Origin of the sequence: Citreicoccus inhibens (genome assembly GCF_019039035.1) — a bacterium.
GTDB classification, from domain to species: Bacteria; Myxococcota; Myxococcia; order Myxococcales; family Myxococcaceae; genus Citreicoccus; species Citreicoccus inhibens.
On the sequence record NZ_JAHNZT010000030.1, the window covers coordinates 15,643 to 35,742 of the forward strand.

Here is a 20,100-nt window from a genome sequence, read left to right on the forward strand (position 1 = left end):
GTCTTCCATGGCCATCGAGATTCCGGATTCGCCGCTCGACACCCCGTTCAGCGTCCCGCCCTGGCCCCGCACGGAGGTGACGGACGAGCCTCCTCGCCTGCCCGGCTTCGACCCGCGCTACCCGGACGTGAGCTGGGACGGCGAGGCGCAACATGGCGGGGGGCACGTGCCCGACGACTTCGCCTGGACCGGCAATCCGAAGGAACACCAGGACGAGTTGATGGGCGAGTGGCCCGCCCATTGATACGGTCCGCGCGCCCATGAGCCGCAGCCGCGACCGAGGAACCGAGTTCACCCGTCAGTTCGAGGGACCGCAGACGCTGGATGGATTGTTGGACCTCGCGGGCAGCCCCTGCGACACCCCCGAGGTCCTCACGCGCATGCGCGAGGCGCGCGCGAAGGGACGGACGCACAGCGACGTCATCCCCACGCTCTTCCCCGAGGAGCCGCGCTTCCCTTCACCGGAGCTGGCGCGGCGCCTGTACCAGAACCTGCTGGGCCTCTGGGACCTGGTGGAGGAAGGCGGCGCCATCCGACTGGAGGACGAGGGGCCGCGTGCCCCCCGGCCGAAGAAGGAGCGGCGCGTGGCCCCCGCGCCCTTCCATCCAGGCGAGCCCTCCAGCGAATTCGTGGAGGCCGCCTGGCGTTATCTGGAAGACGACGAGAAGGCGCGCACCCGGCTCTTGCACGCGTTCGAGAACCGGCAGGATGGCCTGCTGGGCGCGCTTGACGCCGCGGGGCTCACGGACGAAGGATACGGCGTCGCCCGCCACCTGCTCTTCGAGCTGCACGCCATGCTGGAGCTGGGCTGCCCGCCGGGGCCTGGGTTCGTGGATCCGGCGGCGCTGGAGAAGGACTCGGACGCTCCGCCCGTGCCCGTCAGCCTCCAGGCATACGCGGACGAAGCGCTGTTCGAGGCGGAGCAAGACGAGGAGCAGCCCCTGTCCCCCGAGGAACTGGAGCGGTTGCGTCCCCTCGTCCGGCGAGGACTGGCGGCGCTGTGGCAGGCCCGCAAGGGGAGATGAAGGATGGCGAAGGACGACAACGACGGTGGTGGCTTCAGCGGCAAGCGCAACAAGAGCTGGCGCGAGCTGGATGCCCAGCGCGGCAAGAGCCGCTACCACTCCCGTCAGGACGACCCGGCGCAGCAGAAGATTGAGCGCAGCGCCAGCTACCAGAAATACAAGACGGCGGCGGACGCGCTCTTCACGGGCGGCGAGCTGCCCGAGGGGCTCGCCAAGACGTTCGACCCCGAAGGCAAGCGCAAGGCCCAGAAGCAGGCGATGATGAAGGTCCAGGAGTCCGAGACGCGCGCCGCCTGGGTCACGGCGGTGGTGGACTACCTGGAGAAGTATCCGGACCTGCCCGACGACGCGTACTTCCTCGACAGCCTCCTGGACCACCCGCGCGAGCGCATCGTGGACAAGGCGCTGGCGAAGCTGGAGGCGCTCCAGGAAGAGGGCAAGCTCAAGGCGAAGGTGCCGCAGAGCCTGGAGCAGCGCCTGAAGTCCGTGGAGCTGACGGGCTCGGACCCGGACACCCAGGGCCGAGCGAAGGCGCTGCGCGAGAAGCTGCGCACCTGACCGCCGCGCGCGTCCCGCCTGGGGCCCGCCCGCTCGGGTGTTGTCCCCCCCGCGCTCGCGCTCCACCTTCCTTCGCGGGGTGAACACGCCAAGGGGGCAGGCATGAGGGCGGGCATTGGACTGGGGCTGTGTGTCGCGCTGCTGGCGGGCGAGGCGATGGGCACGTCGCAAGGCGCCTCGGCCCGGCACGCCGGCTACATCGACTGGAGAGGGCCCTACTTCCTCTTCGCCGCCGGCGCGGAGGGCTACACCGGCAAGCTCGCCCCCAACCTCAACCCTGGGCTGGCCTACGGCGTGCTCGTGGGCTACCGGGCCACGAACCTGCTGGGCGTGGAGGTGGGCTACAGCGGCGGCATCAACGACGTGCAGGGCTCGCGCGGCAACGGCGGCCCGGACATCGTGCGCAACGGCGCGCAGGCCGCGTTCACCGTGGCCGTCACCTCCACGCGGCTCCAGCCCTTTGGTTACGCGGGCCTCGGCGTGGAGCGCTACTCCGTGCGCCACGGCTTCTCGTTCCAGTTCATCGACGACACGGGCGGCTACGCGCCCCTCGGCGCTGGCTTGCGCTACCAAATCACCCCGTCGTTCACCGCCGAGTTTCGCGGCGGGTTCAGCTTCCTGTTCGGCCAGGACTTCGCCTTGGTTCCTGGACAGGAGGCCCTGGACGGGCGCTACCACGCGCTGTTGCAACTGGGTGGCAGCTACTGACGCCCGCGCGGCTCACCAGATGTAGCGGAGGATGAGCTGCGCGTAGGTGAGCGTGGGCTTGCCGGACTCCTGGTCGCGGCCCTCGGGGCCCAGGCCCTGGAGGGGCTCGGCGGACAGGGTGGCCACCGCGCCCAGGCCCACCTGGAGGCTGGGGCGGCCGGTGTAATAGAGCCCCAGGGCCAGCGTGCTGAGGCCGAGCGTGCGGTTCTTGCGGAACACCTCTTGTTGCGTGCCCGTGCGCAGGGCGTACTCGCCCATGAGGCCCACGGGGACGTGCACCACCGGCTGGAAGTCCACGGCGGCGGCCAGCGCCAGGTCCACGCGCACCGCGTGCGTCGCCTGCTCGGTGCGGGTGCCCAGGGACACGTCGAAGGGCTTGCGTTTCTGCCATGCGTACTCGGCGCTGGCGGAGGCCTGGAGCGAGAGCCACGTGCCGAGCGCCTGCGCCACGAAGAAGCCGCCCCCCGCCGTCTTCTCCGTGCGAGGCAGCAACACGAGTTGGCCCAGGCGGCCCTCGCCCACCGAGTCCACCGTGGGCTGGGGCGAGTTGACGATGGCATTCACCAGGGGAAGCACCTGGATGCCACGCTGATTGCTGAGGCCGAAATGTCCTCGGACGGAGAGCTGGGTGCCGGTGTCCTCGATGCGCAGCACGCGCCCCACCACGCCCAGCTCGCCGAGCAACTCGAACGACGCGCCGCTCGCGACCAGCGACGCGGCGTTCACGCCGCTGATGACGTTGGCGCGAGCAAAGCCCGTCAGCCCCAGCCACGGCGTCACGCGAAGGCCCAGGTCGAGCGTCTGCTGGAAGCCCGTCAGCGTGACGTCGTAGGTCCCGAGCCGTCCGGCGGGGAGCTGCGGCACCGCGTAGCGCGCCAACCCCTCGCGGATGCCCACGTGCGTGGTGACGAAGGCGCTCTGCTGGAGGATGGGGAACAGGAAGGTCTGTCCGCCCAATCGCCGCGTGGCGGCCTGTTCACATTCCTGGGACTGACCCTCGGCCTCGGCGGCAACTGGCGCGGCGGCCACTCCCGGAGCCGAGCCCAGCAGCCACAACAACCCCCATGTCGTCAGCGTCATGTCCGCGAACGTGGGGAAGCCACCCTGTTGTGACCATCACCCTCGAGACCCGGGGCCGCGTCCACCACCGCACCCCACGGCGCGAACACGCCTGAGGATGCGCTCGCGTCCGCCGCGGCGCGCGCGCAAGACGCGACCTCGATGCGGCCGCATCGCCGCGACGCGACTACCGGGCGCGGCCTCGGTACACGAGCACCACGGCGCGCAGCCCTCCGGCGCCGGGTTGATGCACCACGCGCAGCTCTTCGTTCGCGCGCGTGTAGAGGCCGGCTTCGTCTCCGCGCCTCCAGCCCGCGGCGGGCAGCGCGCGCGCGTAGAACGCGTCCACCTGTTCACCGCTGAGCGCGACGTGAAACGCCAGGGTGCGCGAGCCCTCGCCGCCCACGCGCAGCACCTCGCGGGCGTCTGGCGGCAGGGGCGCGAAGTCGGGGGACGCGTCGGGCGCGCGGCGCAGCACGTGGTTCGCCTCGCCCAGGTACACGAGCGTGGTGCCATCGGGTTGCGCCTGGAGGATGGCCGTGTACGTGAGGCCTCGCTCCATGTCCGCCGCGGTGAGCATGGCGGCATTGCGCGCGAGCTGCGGCTGCTCACGCCCCGGTGGCACGAAGAGCCCCGCCGCGAGGAACGCGTCCGCGAGCTTCTGCACCACCTCGGCGGGAGACTCCTTCACCTGCACCGCGCGCAGCGCCACCGGAAGCCCCGCGGCCTCCACGACCTCGCTCGCCTCGACATGGGACACCACCCGGAACAGGGGCCAGGCGAAGCGCGGAGGCTCGGCGCCCGCGTCCTGCTGGGCGCGGGCCACAGGCGACAGCAGTCCCACGAGGCACGCCAGGAGCCACGCCGCGAAGCGCGCGCTGTCGCGCCAGGCCCTCACCGCGGCACGCCGCCCAGCCAACTGTTCTCCCGAGGCACGTCATAGCGAGGGCCGCCCGGGGGCACGTGGAAGGGCGTCACCTCCCAGCGCGACTGGCCGCCCGCGTGCGTGGGGCCGATGTTCTCCTCGTAGCCATCCTCTTCGCCGCGGTAGCTCATGAAGAACTGGTCCTCGTTGACGCCGGGCGCGCCCACGAGCGCCGCCAGCGCGCTGCCCGCCCCGCCGCCACCGCCGTTGGCGCGGAACACGCGCTGCGTCCACTGGTAGTAGTCCGAGTTGGCGCAGCGGCTGGCGCCGTTGATGTTCAGCGCGCAGGGGCGGCCCTCCGCCACGCCCGCCAGCCCCCAGTCATCCAACAGGAGCGCGAAGCGACCCGGGCACGCGCCCCCCTTCGCGCGTCCCGCAGCGCACACCGTGAAGGCGTTGGCCGCCTTGCGCTGCGCCTCATGGAAGGGAGGCTCCAGGAACTTGCCGATGCGCGACGCGCTCAGCCCCGAGGACGCCGTGCACGTCATGCCCGGCGACACCACCGTCATGGACTGGGCGAGCGCCGAGCTCCCACCCGCGTCGCCGGGGGCGATGCCTCGCAGCCCGTTGGGCAAGCCCGCCTCGCAGTTCACCCGGATGGGCGTGGCGCGGGCGATGGCCTGCTGGAGCGTGACGGCGCCGCTGCCCTTGCTCTCGCGCCCGTCGAAGTCCTGGTAGCGCCGCGAGGCCTCGGCCTCGGCGAGCGACACGGCGTTGTCGCGCTGCCACTCGTTGGACTCGGGAGAGTGCTGCACGTGGGCCGTGGCGTCCCACAGCGCGAAGTTGGCCGCCTCCTGGACCTTCAGCGTGATGGCGCCCACCTCCGCGAAGTAGATGCCGAACAGGAGGATGGTGACGAACACCATCAACCCCAGCGACGTCTCCACCAGCGATTGCCCGCGTCGGGCCGCGTGCGTGCGCATGGCTCAGTACCGTCCCCCGCGCCGACTGCCGCCCCGATAGCCCGCTTTGTCCAACTGACGCAGGGCCGCGGCGTGGTCAGTGAAGCCCGCGGCGGAGAGGCTCTCCGCGGGCTTGTCGTCGTCGGCGCCCTCGGCGCTCACCAGCGTGGCGCGCCAGAAGGGGTTGAGGAAGTTGGGCGGCTCGCGCCACCCCCCTCCCGCCGAAGCGGGCCGAGGCCGGTGGTAGTAGGCGATGCCCGCCGCGAGGGCCACCTGGTTGCGCGGCACCTCTTCGCGCCCCGTGGGCTGGATGCGGCCCAGCGGACTCGCGTTGTCGAACTCCGTGTCGCTCTGCTCGGTGAAGTGGAAGCGGAAGTAGAGGTTCCAGGGGTCCGGATGCTTCCGGCGCGAGTCGCTCGCGTAGTCGCGGAACAGGATGGAGTACAGCTTGGGCTGCCCGTACTGGTTGCCCCCACCCGCCCCCAGCGCCGTGGTGTTGTAGCCCATGGAGAAGGGCCAGATGCCCGGGCACACCACGCAGGTGCCCAGCGTGTGCCGGTCCCCCATCTCCTCCGCGTTCTCGGGCTGCTGCCCCGGAGGCGTGCGCGTGCCGTACACGTGCTGGTCCTCGCGCGTCTGGCGCTCGTCGGACATCACCCACGCGCTCGTCACCGGCACCACCGGCGGCTTGGGCGGGGTGAGGCAGCGCGTGGGCACGACCACGGTCGCGTGGTCATGGCCCCACGAGTTGCGCCCCGAGACGGTGCCGTAGCGCGACGGATCCATGCCGGCCGGGCTGTTGTAGTGCCGGAAGGCCGAGGACGACGCCGCGTTGCCCGAGCCGAAGCCCGCCGAGCCTCCCGCGCGGTTGTGCACCCACGTCCAGCCCAGGCTTCCCATGGTCGCGTGCAGCGAGGGCCGCGTGCTGCCGCCCGCCGGACACACCGCGCCGGAGACCGCGCCACAACCTCCGCCGGGCGCCGTGCCGGTCTTCTGCCCCTGCATGACCTCGGACTCCTCGGGCACGGGGCCGTCGCCGTTGACCTCCATCAAGCTCTTGGCGGCGCCCTCGGCCGGGGCCTGCAACTCCGCGTTCGCCTCGCGGGCGATGCGCGCGGCCAGCTTCTGATCTCCCAGTTGCTCGGTGAGCAGCTTCGAGTAGAGCGTCAGCGACGCGCTGTAGAGCGAACCCGCTTGTCCTTGGAGCGAGCGCGTCTGGGCGGCGGCCGCCTTGTCCGCCGCGAACCACGCGGCCTCCAGCACGTTGCCCGGGCACGCAATCTGGTGCGCCGCGTACACCTGGCCGCTCTTGCTGATCATCGCCTGCGTGCCGGCCATCGCCACCATGTGCGCGACCTGGGCGCGGTTCATCACCGCGATGGCGTTGAAGGTGCGGGCCACCGACACGGCCTGGCTGTACGCCGCCGCGTCCGCCGCCATCTGGATTTCGACGCGCTCCTTGGCGCGCATGCCGAAGCCCAACGTCATCAGCACCATCAGCGCCATGAGGAGCAGCGTCAGCGCGAAGAGCACCAGCGCCTGTCCCCGACGGCGCCTCAGAATCCGGTGACCGGGCATCCGCCCCCCCGCTGGAAGTAGTCCGCCATGGCGGGCGTCATCATCCGCATGGAGGCGTTGACCTGGATGGGGAAGACGAAGTGGCCGCTGTCGCTCCAGGCCACCATCCGCCGACCCAAGTCCCCGCCCGGCCAGTCATCCGGGCCGAGCGTGAGCGGCTCGTCGCCCCACCAGTCCGACTGCTTCTGCACCGGCATGAGGGGGTTGGCCGCCGTGTAGCGCTTGAGGTGGAAGTGAGCCAGGAACATGCGGCTCATCACCCAGTTCGCGAACGGGATGCGCATGTAGTACCAGGCCACCATGCGGATCTCGAGCGTGCGCGCGCGCACCTCGGCGCGCGAGTCCGTGGGCGCGTCGAACATCAGGTCCTCGCCCGAGTCGAGCCCGCGCACCCAGTCCGCGTCCGGGGACTCGCGCACGATTTCGATCATCGGCCCCTGGAAGTCCTCGCCGTAGGAGCTGCGCACATCGTAGCGGTTGTCGCGCCGGCGCTCGAAGGCCTTGGCCAGCCGCGCGCCCGTGTCCGTGCGCGCCACCGTGGGCAGCATCGTCACCATCGCCGCGTGCATCATGGGGCGGCAGTCCCCATGGTTCAGGCTCCCGGCGCGCACGGCCCGGTAGGCCGCCACCTGCGCGAGGATGCGCCCCTGCAACATCATGAAGAGCTGCAGCGTGCCCAGCAGCAGGAACACGACCAGCGGCAGGCTCAGGGCTGCTTCCACGGCCGCCTGGCCGGATTGCTTCGCGGTCTGTGCAGCCTGACCAGCCATAGGATTGGGGAGAGCATCCAGGAGCGGGGGGAGACGGACACTCCAGCTCGCAGATTCTCGACAATCGAGGAATCAGTCAAATGGCCGGGGGCGGAAAGTTTCAGTCATCCGCCCCCGGTGACCGCCACCGCTCAACGGTTCAGCGTGAAGCCGCAGGCCGAGTCGAGCACCGGCCTGGCGCCCGCAAGCGCCTGGAGCAGCCGATCATGGTGTGCCCGCTCGGCGCCGAGCTGGGCCTCCACCGCCTCGGCGGCGAGCCCCTGGTGGGTGAGCGACAGGCGCAGCCGCTCCAGCGTGGCGTCGCGCTCCGCCTCGATGCCCTTGCGCGCCTGGGTGGCCAGCTTCTCCAACGCGGCGGCGGCGGCCTGCTCGGCCACGGGCACCGCCGCGTCCACGAAGGCGCCGAAGCCCGGGAACGCGCGCAGCACCTCGTCGCCCTTGAGCGCGCGGCCCTCGAGCTCCAGCGCGGGGAGGACAGAGGTGTCGGCCTTGGGGCCGCCCGCGGACTCCACCACCGCGAGATGCAGCAGCGAGCGCTCCAGGAAGCGCGCCAACTGGCGGCTGGGCACGCGCGCGCCGGGCGAGGTGTCCTCGGGCTCGGGGAGCTGCACGTGGAAGAGGAACTCCATGCCGCGCGCCTTCTGGGGCCCTCGCTTCTCGATGGCGCGGAAGGCGCTGCGCCCATACGGGCCATCGCGCAGGAAGCCGAAGAGGGCCTCCACCAGCGGGTGGCCCGTGGCGAAGTACTCCAGTTCCTCGGCCTCCACCGCGGTGTCGCGCCAGAAGGTGCCCAGCACCGTGCGGTCCTCCATCACGTCGATGCCCGGCAGGCCGTCCACCTTGAGCGCGTGGCCGAAGTGGAAGGCCACCTGGAACGCGTCCACCTGCTCGTCCGTGTCCACGCCAATGCCCACGCGGCGCGCGAGTTCGGTGACGGTCTCCTCCAGGCGCTCGTCGAGGTCGCGCGCCACGCCCCACAGCCCGTCCTCCAGCGGCTGGGCCTCGGCGTCCTCGTCCTCCTCGTCCTCGTCGGGCTCCTCGCCCATGCGGACCAGCGCGCGCTTCACCAGCCGCTCCACCGCCGGCTTGTCGAAGCTGCGCAGGTCCAGCAGCGGATCATACGCGCGCTTCACCTGCGCCCGCGCCGCCTCCACGCGCGCCTTCAGCTCCTGCGCGTACGCCATGCGCTCCTCGCGCGGCACCAGCGCCAGCTCCGCCAGCCGGTCCTCCACCTCCTCCAGCACCGCGTCCAGGCCGCCCACCGTCTCGCCGAAGACGCCCACCGCGTCCGACAGGAGCATCAGCACGTCCGCCGCCAGCGTGCCCGCCGGGTCGAAGACGTGGATCTCCACCGGGTGCGCCTGACCGATGCGGTCCAACCGGCCGATGCGCTGCTCCACCGTGGCCGGGCTCCAGGGCAGGTCGTAGTGCACCAGGTGGTGCGCGAATTGGAAGTTGCGGCCCTCGCCGCCCACCTCCGTGCACAGGAGCACCTTGGGGCCCTCGGGGTCGCGGAAGCGCGCCACCTGCCGGTCCCGCTCCACCAGCGGCAGGTCACCGTGGTAGCCGAGCGACTCCACGCCCTCGCGCCCCAGCTCCGCCTGGAGCATGTCCAGCGTGTCGCGGCTCTCGGTGAAGACGAGCACCTTGGCGCGCGGCGCTCCCTTCCAGATGACGCCCTGGAGCACGCGCAGGAACGCGGAGAACTTCGCGTCGCGCGCGGGCAGCAGCTTCAGGCCCGAGTCCTTGAGCGCCGGGTTGGAGCGCACCGCGCCGGCGAAGGACGCGGTGCTCGACTCCAGCCGCCGCAGCACGTTGCCCAGCGGCGCGCCCCGCAGCGATGACTTCGCCAGCACCGCCAGCGCCGCGTCGCGCACCTTCAGCTCCTCGGCGCTCAGCGTCACCGGGTGGCGGTGCAGGCGCCGCGTGGAGAAGCCGCCCACCACCGCGCGCCGGTTGCGCACCAGCCGGTCGGACAAGCTGTACGTCTCCGCCAGGTGCGCCAGCAGCGCCTCGCGGTCCTTCAGCGACGTGAGGCGGCTGTCCTCGGGGAAGCGCCTGGCCAGCGCGCGCACCGCCTCGGAGGCCTTGCCACCTTCCAACAACGAGCGCACCGCGGCGGACAGCTCCTCCTGCCGCTGGAGCCGCGCCTCGAAGCCCGCCACGGTGGGCGCGGTGGCCGCGTCGATGAGCGTGAGCAGGCCGTGGTACTCGGCCGGGTCCAGCTGCATGGGCGTGGCGGTGAGCAGCAAGAGGCCCCACGAGTTGGCCGCGAGTCCGCGCGCCGCGGCGAAGGCCTTCTCGCCCTTGAGGTGGTGCGCCTCGTCGATGATGACCAGGTCCCAGAACGCGTCCTCGCCGGCCACCTCGCGGCGGTGCTCCTCCGAGCGCGCGAGCAGCTCCAGGCTCGTCACCACCAGCGGGAAGCGCGCCCACGGCGACACCCCGGGCGCCTCCTTGAGCGACTGCGCGTGGCGGTCCGAGTCCATCAGCGTGAAGAGCTGGTTGAACTTGTGGAACAGCTCCACCAGCCACTGCACGGTGAGGTGGCTGGGCGCCACCACGAGCACGCGCCGCGCCAGCCCCACCAGCCGCAGCGCGCTGAACACCATGCCCGCTTCAATCGTCTTGCCCAGGCCCACTTCGTCCGCGAGCACGAAGCGCGGGCGCCGCGCGGACAGCACGCGCTGCACCACGCCCACCTGGTGCGGCTTCACCATCACGCGGCTGGCGAGCAGCGCGCCCAGCGCATCGCCGCGACGCTCGTCATCCAGGATGAGCGCCTGCTTGCGCAGGGTGAAGGCGCGGGCCTCGCCCACGCGCCCCTCGCGCAGCGTCGACACCAGGTCCGAGCGCGGCGGCAGCGCGCGCACCTCGGACTCGGGCAGCTCGTCCTCTTCGCCCGTGTCGGAGAAGCGCACCACGTAGCGGCGCAGGCCGCGCGCGCCGGGCTCCTCGCCCAGGATGACGGCCTTTCGTCCCTTGGGGGTCTGCACCGGCTCGCCGCGGGCCAGCGCGGTGGGCACCAGCGCCCCGCCCTTGGCGGACACCAGCACGGGCGCGTCCTCGCGCCCCGGGAAGGCAACGAGGGCCCGGGCCCCCTCCTCCTGAAGCGACAGCAAATGCCCCACGCCCCATTCGGGCTGGGGGAGGTAGCGGACCTTCAAACCTTCAACGAGGGACATGGCGCTCCATAACCCCGGCCCGCCGCGAAGGCCATCTCGTTGCCGTCCCCCCGCACTTCCGCGCGCCCCGGTCAACTCCCCCGGTTGCCGTGCCCCACCCGCGCAGTGTCCACGGCCAGACGCCCGGTCCGGTCCGCCCGCGGTCCACCGCGTCCGCGCGCCTTGCCCACCCGGGCCACGTCCTCGGGGCGAGTGCGCTGTCCGTGGGTCAACGAGGCCCCGTCCGCGGGTCCCATGTTGGGGCAGGGCCCGCATCGGGGATGTTGAGGGGCGGACGGCGCGCCCGCACGCGGTGCCGTTCGGGGGGAGTGCAACATGCTGCGCCGTTGGACCTTCGCTCAGCGAGTGGGGGCAGGTCTGTCCGCCTGCCTCCTGACCGGCCTCGTCCTCCTCGGCACCTTGTTCTCCACCGCGCGCACGCTCGCGTCCGACGAGGACTCGGGCACGCACCAGGCCTCCGACTTCCTCGTGGAGGTGGAGCGGCTGCGGCGCGCCTTCGCGGAGATGGTGGCCACGGGGCGCGGCTACATGTTGTCCGGCGCGCCCTCGGACCTGAGGGCGCGCGAAGTCGCCCGCGAGCGCTTCCGGGCGTCGCTGCGCCGGCTGGAGCTGCACCCGGCCGGCCGGCCGTTCCAAGCCGAGGTGGCCGCCCTGCGCAAGGCCGAGGAGGCGGCCGAGACCCATGTGGCGGACGCGGTGGCGCGCGGCCCCCTGGACCCGCTGGAGCACCGCGTGCGCGCGGAGGAGACGCCGGCGCGCCAGGAGGTGGAGCAGCGGATGGAGGCGCTGGCGGACACCGCCGAGAGCGCGCTGGTGACGCGGCTGTTCGCGCAGCACGAGGCGGCGCGGGGCTGGCTGCACCACGCGCTGGTGGCGGGCGTGCTGGGGCTGGCGGGGGTGGGCGCGCTGGGGTTCGTCCTGCGCCGCTCCCTGGAGCCGCTGCACAACGAGCACGTGCAGAGCGAGCGACGGCTGCACCTCTTCATGGACGGCGTATCGGACTACGCGCTGTGCTTCCTGGAGCCGGACGGCGCGGTGTCCGGCTGGAGCACCGGCGCCGAGCGCCTCACCGGCTGGACGTCCGAGGACATCGTCGGGCTGGGCGTGGAGGTGCTCCACCCCGAGGAGGCCCTGGCCACCGGGTTGCCCCGCAGCTACCGCGAGCGCGCCGCGCGCGAAGGTCGCCTCCAGTCCGAGGGCTGGCGCCTGCGCCGCGACGGCTCGCGCTTCTGGGCCGAGACGCTGCTCACCGCGCTGCACGACGAGCGCGGCCGGCTCCAAGGCTTCGCCGAGGTGACGCGCGACATCACCGAGCGTCGTCGCGTAGAGCGCATGCAGGCCCTGCTGGTGGAGGCGGGCCGCGTGCTGCCCTCGCTCGCCACCGCCCCCGAGCTGGGCGCGGCGCTCACCCGCCTGTGCGTCCCGGAGATGGCCGAGGCGTGCGTCCTGTACTCGGAGGACGATGACGGCGCGGTGCGCCCGGTGGCCGTGACGTGCGCGGACCAGGGCACGCGCGAGCGGCTGTGGGAGCCGCTCCTGAGCCGCCCCGAGGCCGACGAGACGGGCCCCGGGCGCGTGGTGCACACCGGCCGCGCCGAGCGCTTCCTGGAGGTGGACCCCGAGCGCCTGCCGCCCGCCGTGCGAGACAGCGCCCAAGGGGAGCTGTGGCGCGCCCTGGGCGTGCGCTCCGCCCTCACCGTGCCGCTGGCGGTGGGCCCACGCACCGTGGGCGCGCTGAGCCTCTTGTCCACCCGCCCCCACCGCCGCTACGGCGCCGCGGACCAGGCCCTGCTGGAGGAGCTGGCCGCGCGCGCCGCGCTCGCCATGGACAACGCGCGACTGTTGGCCGAGGCCCAAGGCGCGCTGGAGCTCATCGGCGTGGCGGCGCACGACCTGGGCAACCCGCTCAGCTCCCTACAGCTCCGCCTGCGGCGCATGCGCATGCTGACCGCGAGCGCCCCGGACGCGCGCCTGCGCGATGGGCTCACCCTGGCCGAGGGCGAGACGCTCCGCCTGGGGCGGCTGGTGCACAACCTGCTGGACCTGTCGCGCCTGTCCGCGGGCCGGCTGGTGCTGGACACCGAGGAGCTGGACCTGGCGGAGCTGGCGCGCGAGGTGGTGGACCGCCACGCGGACCAGGCCGCCGCCGCCGGGTGCGCCCTGAGCGTGCGCGCCGACGAGGGCGCCACCGGCCCATGGGACCGCCAGCGCCTGGACCGCGTCCTCACCAACCTGGTCAGCAACGCCCTCAAGTTCGGCCCGGGCCAGCCCGTGGAGGTGCTCGTGGAGGTGGATGAGCACCACGTCCGGCTCGTCGTGCGCGACCGCGGCGTGGGCATCCCCAGCGACGCCCAGGAGCGCCTCTTCTCCCGCTTCGAGCGAGGCCACGCCACCGGCCACCAGCCCGGCTTCGGCCTGGGCCTCTACATCGTCCGCCAGCTCGTCGAGGCCCACGGCGGCTCCATCCGCGTCCACAGCCGGGTCGGGGAAGGCTCGGAATTCACGGTGGAACTTCCGCGCCTCCCCGCCGCGTCCATCCCCCTGGCGGCCGAGGCCCGTGCCTAGCGCCCTGGGGTGAGTACACCCCAGGCATGGCTTTCTATCTCCTTGATAACACTCGCCGTTCAGTCCCCAGCGGAATTGTTTCTTAAAAGTTGAACCTGTCTGTTCAATACGGATATTCTTCGTACGGCTAAAAAGTCCTGCTCTCCGAAAAGTCGGGAACAGGACGGATGCCGCCCTCCTCGCCCCCCAGCGAAAGAGGCCTTCGGCTCCACCAGCCAGGACGTCCCCCAGGCGTCCGCTTTCACACGTACGAAGGAGTTCCCCCATGGGTGGCATTGGAGCAGCTCGGACGCCTTGGACGCGTCTGGCGCGCGTTGCATCCCCCTCAGGAGTCCCGGGTCGTGCCTCGCTGCTGGCGATGGTGGCGGGCTTGATGGTCGCGTGCGGTGGGCAGGAGGCGGACGGCGAGCCGGCATCGTTGGAGTCCCAGGGACAGGCGCTGGCGGCGGACGACTCGGACCTCGCGCGCCGGCCGACCCAGGCGGCCGCGGTGCCGCTGGCCCTGGAAGTGAACAACGGCCAGGGCGTGCCCCTGAAGGTGCGCGCCGGCCAGGCCTTCTACGTGAACCAGCTGGACATCCGCGCGTCCATCAACGCCTTCAAGGATGAGGGCGTGAACGGGCTGCGCCGCGACGGTGACTTCACCGGCGTGGGCTGGATGGGCGTGCAGCAGGCGGACCAGGAGTTCGTGCTGCTGTCCAACGCGGACGGCACCTATACCCGCCGGCGCTTCTTCCGCGGCGCGGCGTGGATGGACCTGCCCAGCTTCTTCATCGTGGAGCCGGTGGACGCGCGCGGCTTCCTCACCGGCCTGCCCATCGTGCTCAACGCCGGCACCGAGCACGAGCGCCGCACCAACCAGGACGACTTCTTCATCCGCCGCTTTCGCGCCATCCAGTGGACGCGCGACTGCGTCAGCACCGAGAGCTGCGCGGGCGCCAAGGTCTTCGAGGAAGAGGCCCTGGTGGAGCTGAGGAACGCCTACGAGCACTCCAAGGCCCAGACGCTCACCTTCCGCGCGGACACCCGCGGCGTGCGCCTGCGCTGGAGCCTGCGCCCCGCCGCCCCCTGGTTCATCCCCGTGGAGCAGGTGAAGAACCCCGAGTTCGCCTACGGCTTCGGCATCGACATCCAGGCCCTTACGCCGCCGGGCGCCAACGGAACCTACGCCCCTGGGTCGGACATCACCTTCCAGCTCACACTTCGTGACGGCGCCGGCAAGCGACTTCACCCGAAGGGCAGCCTGCCCACCTACAATGAGGTCGTTCCGCCCGGCGCCCCCGGCAACGCGGCGGGAATTCAGTATTATTCAGCTTTCTTCGACCCCACGACGACGTATTACCGGCGGAAGCACCGGGAGCGGATGATGATGACGCAGCTCATCGGGCCGGCGCAGGACATCCAGCCCATCCGCACCATCATCGACCTGGAGGCCTTCCTGGATGACTCGGCGGACGTGCAGACGGTGGCGACCCCCGAGCGCGATGGCGTCTATGGCCAGTTCATGACGTTCCCGCCGGCCAACAAGCTCTTTGGCGGCGCCTTCTTCCCCAACGAGGGCCGCTGGGACGCGCCCGTGAGCGACACGTGGACGTACCACCTCCCGGCGAACGCGCGCTCCGGCACCTATCTGGTGTCCGCCAAGGCCCGCCGCGTGTACCTGGGTGAGGACCGTCCGGCGTCGCGCACCATCGAAATCCAGGTGGGCAGCCCGGTGCACACCGAGGCCAAGCTGACCACGGGCCCGTGCAACAGCTGCCACAGCCAGGGCGGCCAGCTGGCCGAGGTGCTGCACGGCAACGACAACCGCGCCGCGTGCGCGGCGTGCCACGCGCCGCTGGGCTTCGAGCTGGAAGGCCCCATCGTCGTGCGCACGCACTTCATCCACTCGCGCTCGAACCGGTTCGACGCGCCGCTGCAGAAGTGCTCCTCGTGCCACCTGACCCAGGACAGCACGCAGCGGACCAGCAAGGCCGCGTGTCTGTCGTGCCACAAGAGCTACCCGGACAGCCACGTGGCGAAGTTCGGCCCCATCGAGAGCATGTACGTCGGCGGGGGCCGCGAATCCTTCCAGCAGTGCACCGGCGCCTGCCACAAGACACACCCGGGCAGCGGCTTCTAGGCCGCCGCCCTTCTCGAGGAGGTCCTCCATGGCCCAAGTGAAGATGCAGACGGCTCGCACCACACTCGCCGAGCCGGCCGCCGCCGCGGAGGACCTCCTGCGCCAGCTCAACGGGCCTCCGCCCAAGTTGGTGACGCTGTTCGCGGCGCGCAACCGCAATCAGCTGGAACTCAATCGCGCGGTGCGCGCGCGGCTGCCCAAGGAGACCCGCCTGGTGGGCGCCACCACCGGCGGAGAGCTGGACAACGACGGCATCCACGAGGACACCGTGGTGCTGGGCGCCATGTCCGGCGACTTCGAGGTGGGCCTGGGGCTGGGCAGCGGCCTCACCGTGGACGCGTTCGGCGCGGGCGCGGCCGCCATCAAGCGCGCGTGCGAGGAGCTGGGCGTCCGGCAGCAGGACCTCAATCCGCGCCACTACGTCGGGCTCGTGATTGACGACGGCTTCCGCTACAAAAAAGAAGAGCTGCTCCTGGGCATCCTCGACAAGAGCCAGACGCTGGTGCTCGTGGGCGGCGGCGCCAGCGACTACAGCCGGGACCCGGCGCGCCAGTCCGCGCTGGTGCACGTGGACGGCGAGGTGGCCGGCGACGGCGTGCTGGTGGCCCTGTTCAAGACGAACGCGCCGTGGGGCGCGCTGCGCTCGCACTGGTACGTGCCCACCGGCGAGAAGCTCACCATCACCCGCGTGGACGAGACGCACACGCGCGCGCTGGAGATTGACGGCAAGCCCGCGGCGGCGCGCTACGCGGAGCTGTTGGACGTGCGCCCGGAGGACCTGGAGTTCGGCAGTCCGCGCGGCTTCGCGGTGCGGCCCACCGCGCTCAAGGTGGGCCGGGAGTACTTCATCCGCGCCGCGTGGCGGCCGCTGGAGGACGGCTCCATCCTGTTCGCCAACCTCCTCGAGGAGGGCAGCGAGCTGGAGCTGATGAAGATTGGCGACATGGCGGGCATGACGCGCGCCTTCTTCACCGAGGAGCTGCCGCGGCGGGTGCCCAACCCCCAGGCCACGCTCCTGTTCCACTGCAGCGGACGCATGTGGTACGCGGGCGCCACCGGCTCGGTGCCCCAGCTGTCGGAGGCGATGAAGGTCGCTCCCACGGCCGCTGGGATGAATGTGCACTTCGAGATCTACTCGGGGTTCCACATCAACACCACGCTGACCGTGCTGGCTTTCGGGGCGAACTGATTCATGGCCACCCAATCGTCTGTCGCGGAGCCCGTCGCGGGCCCTCCCTCCACCGTTCTGCTCGTCGGTAGCGAGCGGGAGTACGCCCTGGCCCGCACGGCCCTGGGGCGCGCGGGCGTCGCCGTGACGCTGGAGGTCGTCAGCACGCCGCCGGCGCTGGAGGCCGCGCTCGGCCGTCCGTGGGCGCTGGTGCTGTGCGGCGCGGAAGCGCAGGGCCTGGACTGGGCCAGGGCCCACGCCACCTGGAAGGCGCGGGGCCTGGAGCTGCCCTTCGTGGTGCTGTCGGGAGAGTGGAGCGAGTCCACCCTGTCGGCCGCCATGCGCGGCGGCGCGCGGGACTACGTCACCGAGGACCGCTACGGCCACCTGCCCTTCGTGGTGGAGCGCGAGCTGCGCCTGGCCTCCGAGGAGCGCCAGCACCTGGACACGGCCGGGGAGCTGAAGCGCACCAATTGGATCCTCGGCAACATCATCGACTCGCTGCCCTTCGTCCTCTTCGTGAAGGACGCGCAGACGCGCCGGCTGGTGGTGGCCAACCAGACGTTCGCGGACGCGTTCAAGGTCACCAAGGAGTGGCTGCTCGGGAAGCTGGACCACGACTACTTCCCGCAGGAGCAGGCGGACTCCTTCGTCGCCATCGACACGGAGATCCTCGAGACGAAGAAGATGAAGACGTTCGAGGAGGTGGCCCGCGCCGGAGGCGTGGACCGCATCTTCGCCACGCGCAAGATTCCGCTGCTGGATGACACCGGCACCGCGCGCTACGTGCTCGGCGTCACCGAGGACATCACCGAGCGCAAGCAGAACGAGGAGATGCTGCGCGCGTCCACCACGGAGCTGGCCGCGGCCAACCGGCAGCTCGCCGCCAGCCTGGAGGAAATCAAGCGCACGCGCGCCGTCTCCGCGCGCTCGCTCGCCAGCTACCAGCAGCGCGCGCTGCAGATGGAGATCATCCGCCAGCAGAACGAGGACCTGGACCGGCTGGCCCAGGAGCTGGCGGTGGCCAAGCGCAACGAGGAGGAGCGCGCCCGCGAGGCCGAGGCCGCCGCGCGCCTCAAGAGCGAGTTCCTGGCCAACTTCAGCCACGAGATTCGCACGCCGCTCAACGGCATCATCGGCTACTGCGACCTGCTCATGCGCGAGGAGGGCAACCGGCTCACGCCGCACGGCCGCCGCGACCTGGGCGTGGTGAAGACGAACGCGAAGACGCTGCTGGCGCTCATCAACGACATCCTCGACCTGTCCAAGATTGAAGCGGGCCGCGTGGAGGTCGTCACCGAGCAGGTGGACGCGCAGGAGCTGGCCGACGAGTGCATGGCCACGGTGAAGGAGTACCTCAAGGGCAAGGACGTGGCCCTCACCACGCACATCGACGACGTGGCGCGCATGGTGCGCACGGACGCGCTGAAGCTGCGGCAGATCATGCTCAACCTCTTGAGCAACGCCGCGAAGTTCACCGAGACGGGCGAGGTGGCGCTGTCCATGGCCTCCGCGGGCGGCGGTGAGCTGCTCATGAAGGTGGAGGACACGGGCGTGGGCATCCCGTCCGACCAGCTCCCCTTCATCTTCGAGAAGTTCCGCCAGGTGGACGGCTCCACCACGCGCAAGGTGGGCGGCACCGGGCTGGGGCTCGCCATCGTGCGCGAGCTGTCTCGCGTGCTGGGCGGCACCGTGGCGGTGACGAGCACCCTGGGCCGCGGCTCCACCTTCAGCGTGCGGCTGCCCAGCGTGCTCGCGGACTCGCCCAACCACCCGCGGCAGCACAGCGAGCGGCTGGTGCCGGTGGAAGAGGTGGCCGGGCAGCTGGCGCCCATGGCGCAGCCAGGGAGCACCGTGCTGGTGGTGGACGATGATCCGCTCATCCAGCAGCTCGTCGTGGGCCAGCTGGAGCCCGCGGGCTTCAAGGTGGTGACGGCGGATGACGGCATCTCCGCGCTCAACCTCGCGCGGCAGGTGAAGCCGCAGGCCATCCTCCTGGACATCCACCTGCCGCGGCTGGACGGGTGGTCGGTGCTCAGCCAGCTCAAGGGCGAGCCGACGCTGGCGGGCATCCCCGTCATCCTCGTGTCCGTGGAGGAGCAGCGCGCGCGCGGCTTCAGCCTGGGCGCGTGCGAGTACCTGGTGAAGCCCGTGGAGCCCGAGCGGCTGGTGGAGGTGGTGCAGCGCTGCCTTGCCACCTCGGGCGTCACCTCGGGCTCGGGCACCGCCGAGGTGCTGGTGGTGGACGACGACGCGGCCACCCGCGAGCTGGTCAGCCGCAACCTGCGCCGCGCCGGCTTCTCCACCAACGAGGCCCGCAACGGAGAGGACGCGCTGCTCAAGGCGCGCGTGTCGCCGCCGTCGCTGGTGGTGTTGGACCTGATGATGCCCAACCTGGACGGCTTCGAGGTGCTGCGCCGGCTGCGCGCGGAGAAGCTGGCCGTGCCGGTGGTGGTGCTCACCGGCAAGTCGCTGAGCCACGACGAGGAAGCGCTCCTGCGCGACGGCTTCGCGGGCTTCGTGCGCAAGGGCGGTCACGCGCTGGAGGACGTCATCGCGCAGGCCAAGGGGCTGCTCTTGTCCCAGCGCGCCGCCAGCGCCGGGCGGCTGCCCCGCGTGCTGTACGTGGAGGACAGCGCGCAGAACCGAGACATCGTCCGCCGCTACCTGGGCGGGCTGTTCGACCTCATCGAAGCGGAGGACGGCGAGCACGGCCTCGAGCGCGCCACCCGCGACAACCCCGACCTCATTCTGATGGACCTGTCTCTTCCCCGCCTGGACGGCTGGGAAGTCACCAGGCGGTTGCGAGCACTTCCCTCCGTGACGCAGGTCCCCGTGATTGCCGTCACGGCCCACGCCGGAAGGGAATACCAGGACAAGGCGCAGGCGGCCGGGTGCAATGCGTACCTGACCAAGCCCTTGGATCGTGAACAGTTGCTCGAGACCATCCGCAAGCATCTAGGGAGAAGCCATGGCTGAAGCAAAAACTCGCGTCCTCGTCGTGGACGACGACCCCGACCTGCTCGACCTCGTGCAGCGCTCGCTGAGCGCCTACGGATTCGAAGTGCAGACCCACACCTCCGCGCTGGGGGTGTCCAACATCGTGCGCGCGTCCGAGCCCGACTTCGTGCTCATCGACGTGAACTTCCCCGCGCTCAAGGGCGACAAGGTCGTTGGCCTCGCGCGTCAATACGCGCCGCCGGGGACGCGCTTCATCCTCTACTCGGCCTCGGATGAGTCCAAGCTGCGCTCCTTGGCGTTGGCCTCGGGCGCGGATGGCTACATCTCCAAGAGCGTCCAGGGCGCGGAGTTGGCCCAGAAGCTCCAGGCCATGCGCCTCAAACCCCGCCCGCCCAATCCCAATCCCGCACCTGTCGAGGGGTGAGCATCTGTCCGCGTGAGGCAATTCCCCCACGCGCGGGCATTTGGTGGTATGCAGCGAATTGATGTGACTCGCAGTAGTGATGTCATCACTGTTAGTCTCGTAGCTGCTTTACCCGTTTGAGCAGTGCCGTACCTCTGGTGCCCGCGGCTC

At 71.3% G+C, this 20,100-nt stretch carries 15 protein-coding genes; 9 read left to right on the forward strand and 6 right to left on the reverse strand.

Annotated elements, in window-relative coordinates; genetic code table 11:
- The first annotated feature begins 7 nt into the window (after positions 1-7).
- The 4 genes from KRR26_RS27310 (at position 8) to KRR26_RS27325 (ending at position 2,291) form a co-directional block, all read left to right on the forward strand.
- A complete protein-coding gene (locus KRR26_RS27310; RefSeq protein ID WP_120204433.1) occupies positions 8-244 on the forward strand; it encodes a hypothetical protein in 237 nt (78 codons plus the stop codon).
- A 16-nt stretch (positions 245-260) separates the two neighbouring features.
- Positions 261-1,025, forward strand: coding sequence for a hypothetical protein (locus tag KRR26_RS27315; RefSeq protein ID WP_120204432.1), 765 nt, complete (start codon positions 261-263; stop codon positions 1,023-1,025).
- A gap of 3 nt (positions 1,026-1,028) precedes the next feature.
- Entirely contained in the window at positions 1,029-1,583 is a 555-nt protein-coding gene (locus KRR26_RS27320) for a hypothetical protein (RefSeq protein ID WP_120204430.1), read from the forward strand.
- Positions 1,584-1,685: 102 nt separating this feature from the next.
- Positions 1,686-2,291, forward strand: coding sequence for a hypothetical protein (locus KRR26_RS27325; RefSeq protein ID WP_217081231.1), 606 nt, complete (start codon positions 1,686-1,688; stop codon positions 2,289-2,291).
- A 12-nt stretch (positions 2,292-2,303) separates the two neighbouring features.
- On the opposite strand, the gene KRR26_RS27330 is transcribed toward KRR26_RS27325, so the two are convergent.
- The 6 genes from KRR26_RS27330 to KRR26_RS27355 all read right to left on the reverse strand — a co-directional run bounded on the left by KRR26_RS27330 (position 2,304) and on the right by KRR26_RS27355 (position 10,710).
- The gene (locus tag KRR26_RS27330; protein ID WP_147422918.1) at positions 2,304-3,371 is read right to left on the reverse strand and encodes a hypothetical protein; all 1,068 of its coding nucleotides are present in this window, start codon (positions 3,369-3,371) and stop codon (positions 2,304-2,306) included.
- A 166-nt stretch (positions 3,372-3,537) separates the two neighbouring features.
- Complete coding sequence (locus tag KRR26_RS27335) at positions 3,538-4,269, reverse strand: VOC family protein (protein ID WP_233576776.1); 732 nt, start codon at positions 4,267-4,269, stop codon at positions 3,538-3,540.
- Positions 4,245-5,198 carry a hypothetical protein gene (locus KRR26_RS27340; RefSeq protein ID WP_120204425.1) on the reverse strand — a complete coding sequence of 318 codons (954 nt, stop codon included), beginning with the start codon at positions 5,196-5,198 and terminating at the stop codon, positions 4,245-4,247. The genes KRR26_RS27335 and KRR26_RS27340 overlap by 25 nt, the downstream gene beginning before the upstream one ends.
- Before the next feature lie 3 nt (positions 5,199-5,201).
- The gene (locus KRR26_RS27345; protein ID WP_321202759.1) at positions 5,202-6,710 is read right to left on the reverse strand and encodes a pilus assembly protein; all 1,509 of its coding nucleotides are present in this window, start codon (positions 6,708-6,710) and stop codon (positions 5,202-5,204) included.
- Positions 6,711-6,733: 23 nt separating this feature from the next.
- Positions 6,734-7,525, reverse strand: a complete 792-nt coding sequence (locus KRR26_RS27350) for a TadE family protein (protein ID WP_217081232.1) — start codon at positions 7,523-7,525, stop codon at positions 6,734-6,736.
- 131 nt (positions 7,526-7,656) lie between these two features.
- Positions 7,657-10,710: a helicase-related protein gene (locus tag KRR26_RS27355; RefSeq protein WP_120204420.1), complete on the reverse strand. Its 3,054-nt coding sequence runs from the start codon at positions 10,708-10,710 to the stop codon at positions 7,657-7,659.
- A gap of 315 nt (positions 10,711-11,025) precedes the next feature.
- Between KRR26_RS27355 and KRR26_RS27360 the strand changes: the two genes are divergently transcribed.
- The 5 genes from KRR26_RS27360 (at position 11,026) to KRR26_RS27380 (ending at position 19,950) form a co-directional block, all read left to right on the forward strand.
- Positions 11,026-13,275: an ATP-binding protein gene (locus KRR26_RS27360; protein ID WP_236069255.1), complete on the forward strand. Its 2,250-nt coding sequence runs from the start codon at positions 11,026-11,028 to the stop codon at positions 13,273-13,275.
- Between the two features lie 265 nt (positions 13,276-13,540).
- Positions 13,541-15,397 (forward strand): cytochrome c3 family protein, encoded by a 1,857-nt coding sequence (locus KRR26_RS27365; protein WP_217081233.1) that lies wholly within the window; start codon positions 13,541-13,543, stop codon positions 15,395-15,397.
- 28 nt (positions 15,398-15,425) lie between these two features.
- Positions 15,426-16,586 (forward strand): FIST signal transduction protein, encoded by a 1,161-nt coding sequence (locus KRR26_RS27370; RefSeq protein WP_120204417.1) that lies wholly within the window; start codon positions 15,426-15,428, stop codon positions 16,584-16,586.
- A gap of 3 nt (positions 16,587-16,589) precedes the next feature.
- Entirely contained in the window at positions 16,590-19,544 is a 2,955-nt protein-coding gene (locus KRR26_RS27375) for a response regulator (protein WP_120204415.1), read from the forward strand.
- Positions 19,537-19,950 (forward strand): response regulator, encoded by a 414-nt coding sequence (locus tag KRR26_RS27380; RefSeq protein WP_120204413.1) that lies wholly within the window; start codon positions 19,537-19,539, stop codon positions 19,948-19,950. Before KRR26_RS27375 ends, KRR26_RS27380 begins: the two co-directional genes overlap by 8 nt.
- The last annotated feature ends 150 nt before the right edge of the window (positions 19,951-20,100 follow it).

Coding starts and splice junctions, on each gene's coding strand:
- KRR26_RS27365 (WP_217081233.1), top strand. CDS start 13,541: ATGGGTGGCATTGGAGCAGCTCGGACGCCTTGGACGCGTCTGGCGCGC.
- KRR26_RS27325 (WP_217081231.1), top strand. CDS start 1,686: ATGAGGGCGGGCATTGGACTGGGGCTGTGTGTCGCGCTGCTGGCGGGC.
- KRR26_RS27310 (WP_120204433.1), top strand. CDS start 8: ATGGCCATCGAGATTCCGGATTCGCCGCTCGACACCCCGTTCAGCGTC.
- KRR26_RS27320 (WP_120204430.1), top strand. CDS start 1,029: ATGGCGAAGGACGACAACGACGGTGGTGGCTTCAGCGGCAAGCGCAAC.
- KRR26_RS27340 (WP_120204425.1), bottom strand. CDS start 5,198: ATGCGCACGCACGCGGCCCGACGCGGGCAATCGCTGGTGGAGACGTCG.
- KRR26_RS27355 (WP_120204420.1), bottom strand. CDS start 10,710: ATGTCCCTCGTTGAAGGTTTGAAGGTCCGCTACCTCCCCCAGCCCGAA.
- KRR26_RS27380 (WP_120204413.1), top strand. CDS start 19,537: ATGGCTGAAGCAAAAACTCGCGTCCTCGTCGTGGACGACGACCCCGAC.
- KRR26_RS27350 (WP_217081232.1), bottom strand. CDS start 7,525: ATGGCTGGTCAGGCTGCACAGACCGCGAAGCAATCCGGCCAGGCGGCC.
- KRR26_RS27330 (WP_147422918.1), bottom strand. CDS start 3,371: ATGACGCTGACGACATGGGGGTTGTTGTGGCTGCTGGGCTCGGCTCCG.
- KRR26_RS27375 (WP_120204415.1), top strand. CDS start 16,590: ATGGCCACCCAATCGTCTGTCGCGGAGCCCGTCGCGGGCCCTCCCTCC.
- KRR26_RS27360 (WP_236069255.1), top strand. CDS start 11,026: ATGCTGCGCCGTTGGACCTTCGCTCAGCGAGTGGGGGCAGGTCTGTCC.
- KRR26_RS27370 (WP_120204417.1), top strand. CDS start 15,426: ATGGCCCAAGTGAAGATGCAGACGGCTCGCACCACACTCGCCGAGCCG.
- KRR26_RS27315 (WP_120204432.1), top strand. CDS start 261: ATGAGCCGCAGCCGCGACCGAGGAACCGAGTTCACCCGTCAGTTCGAG.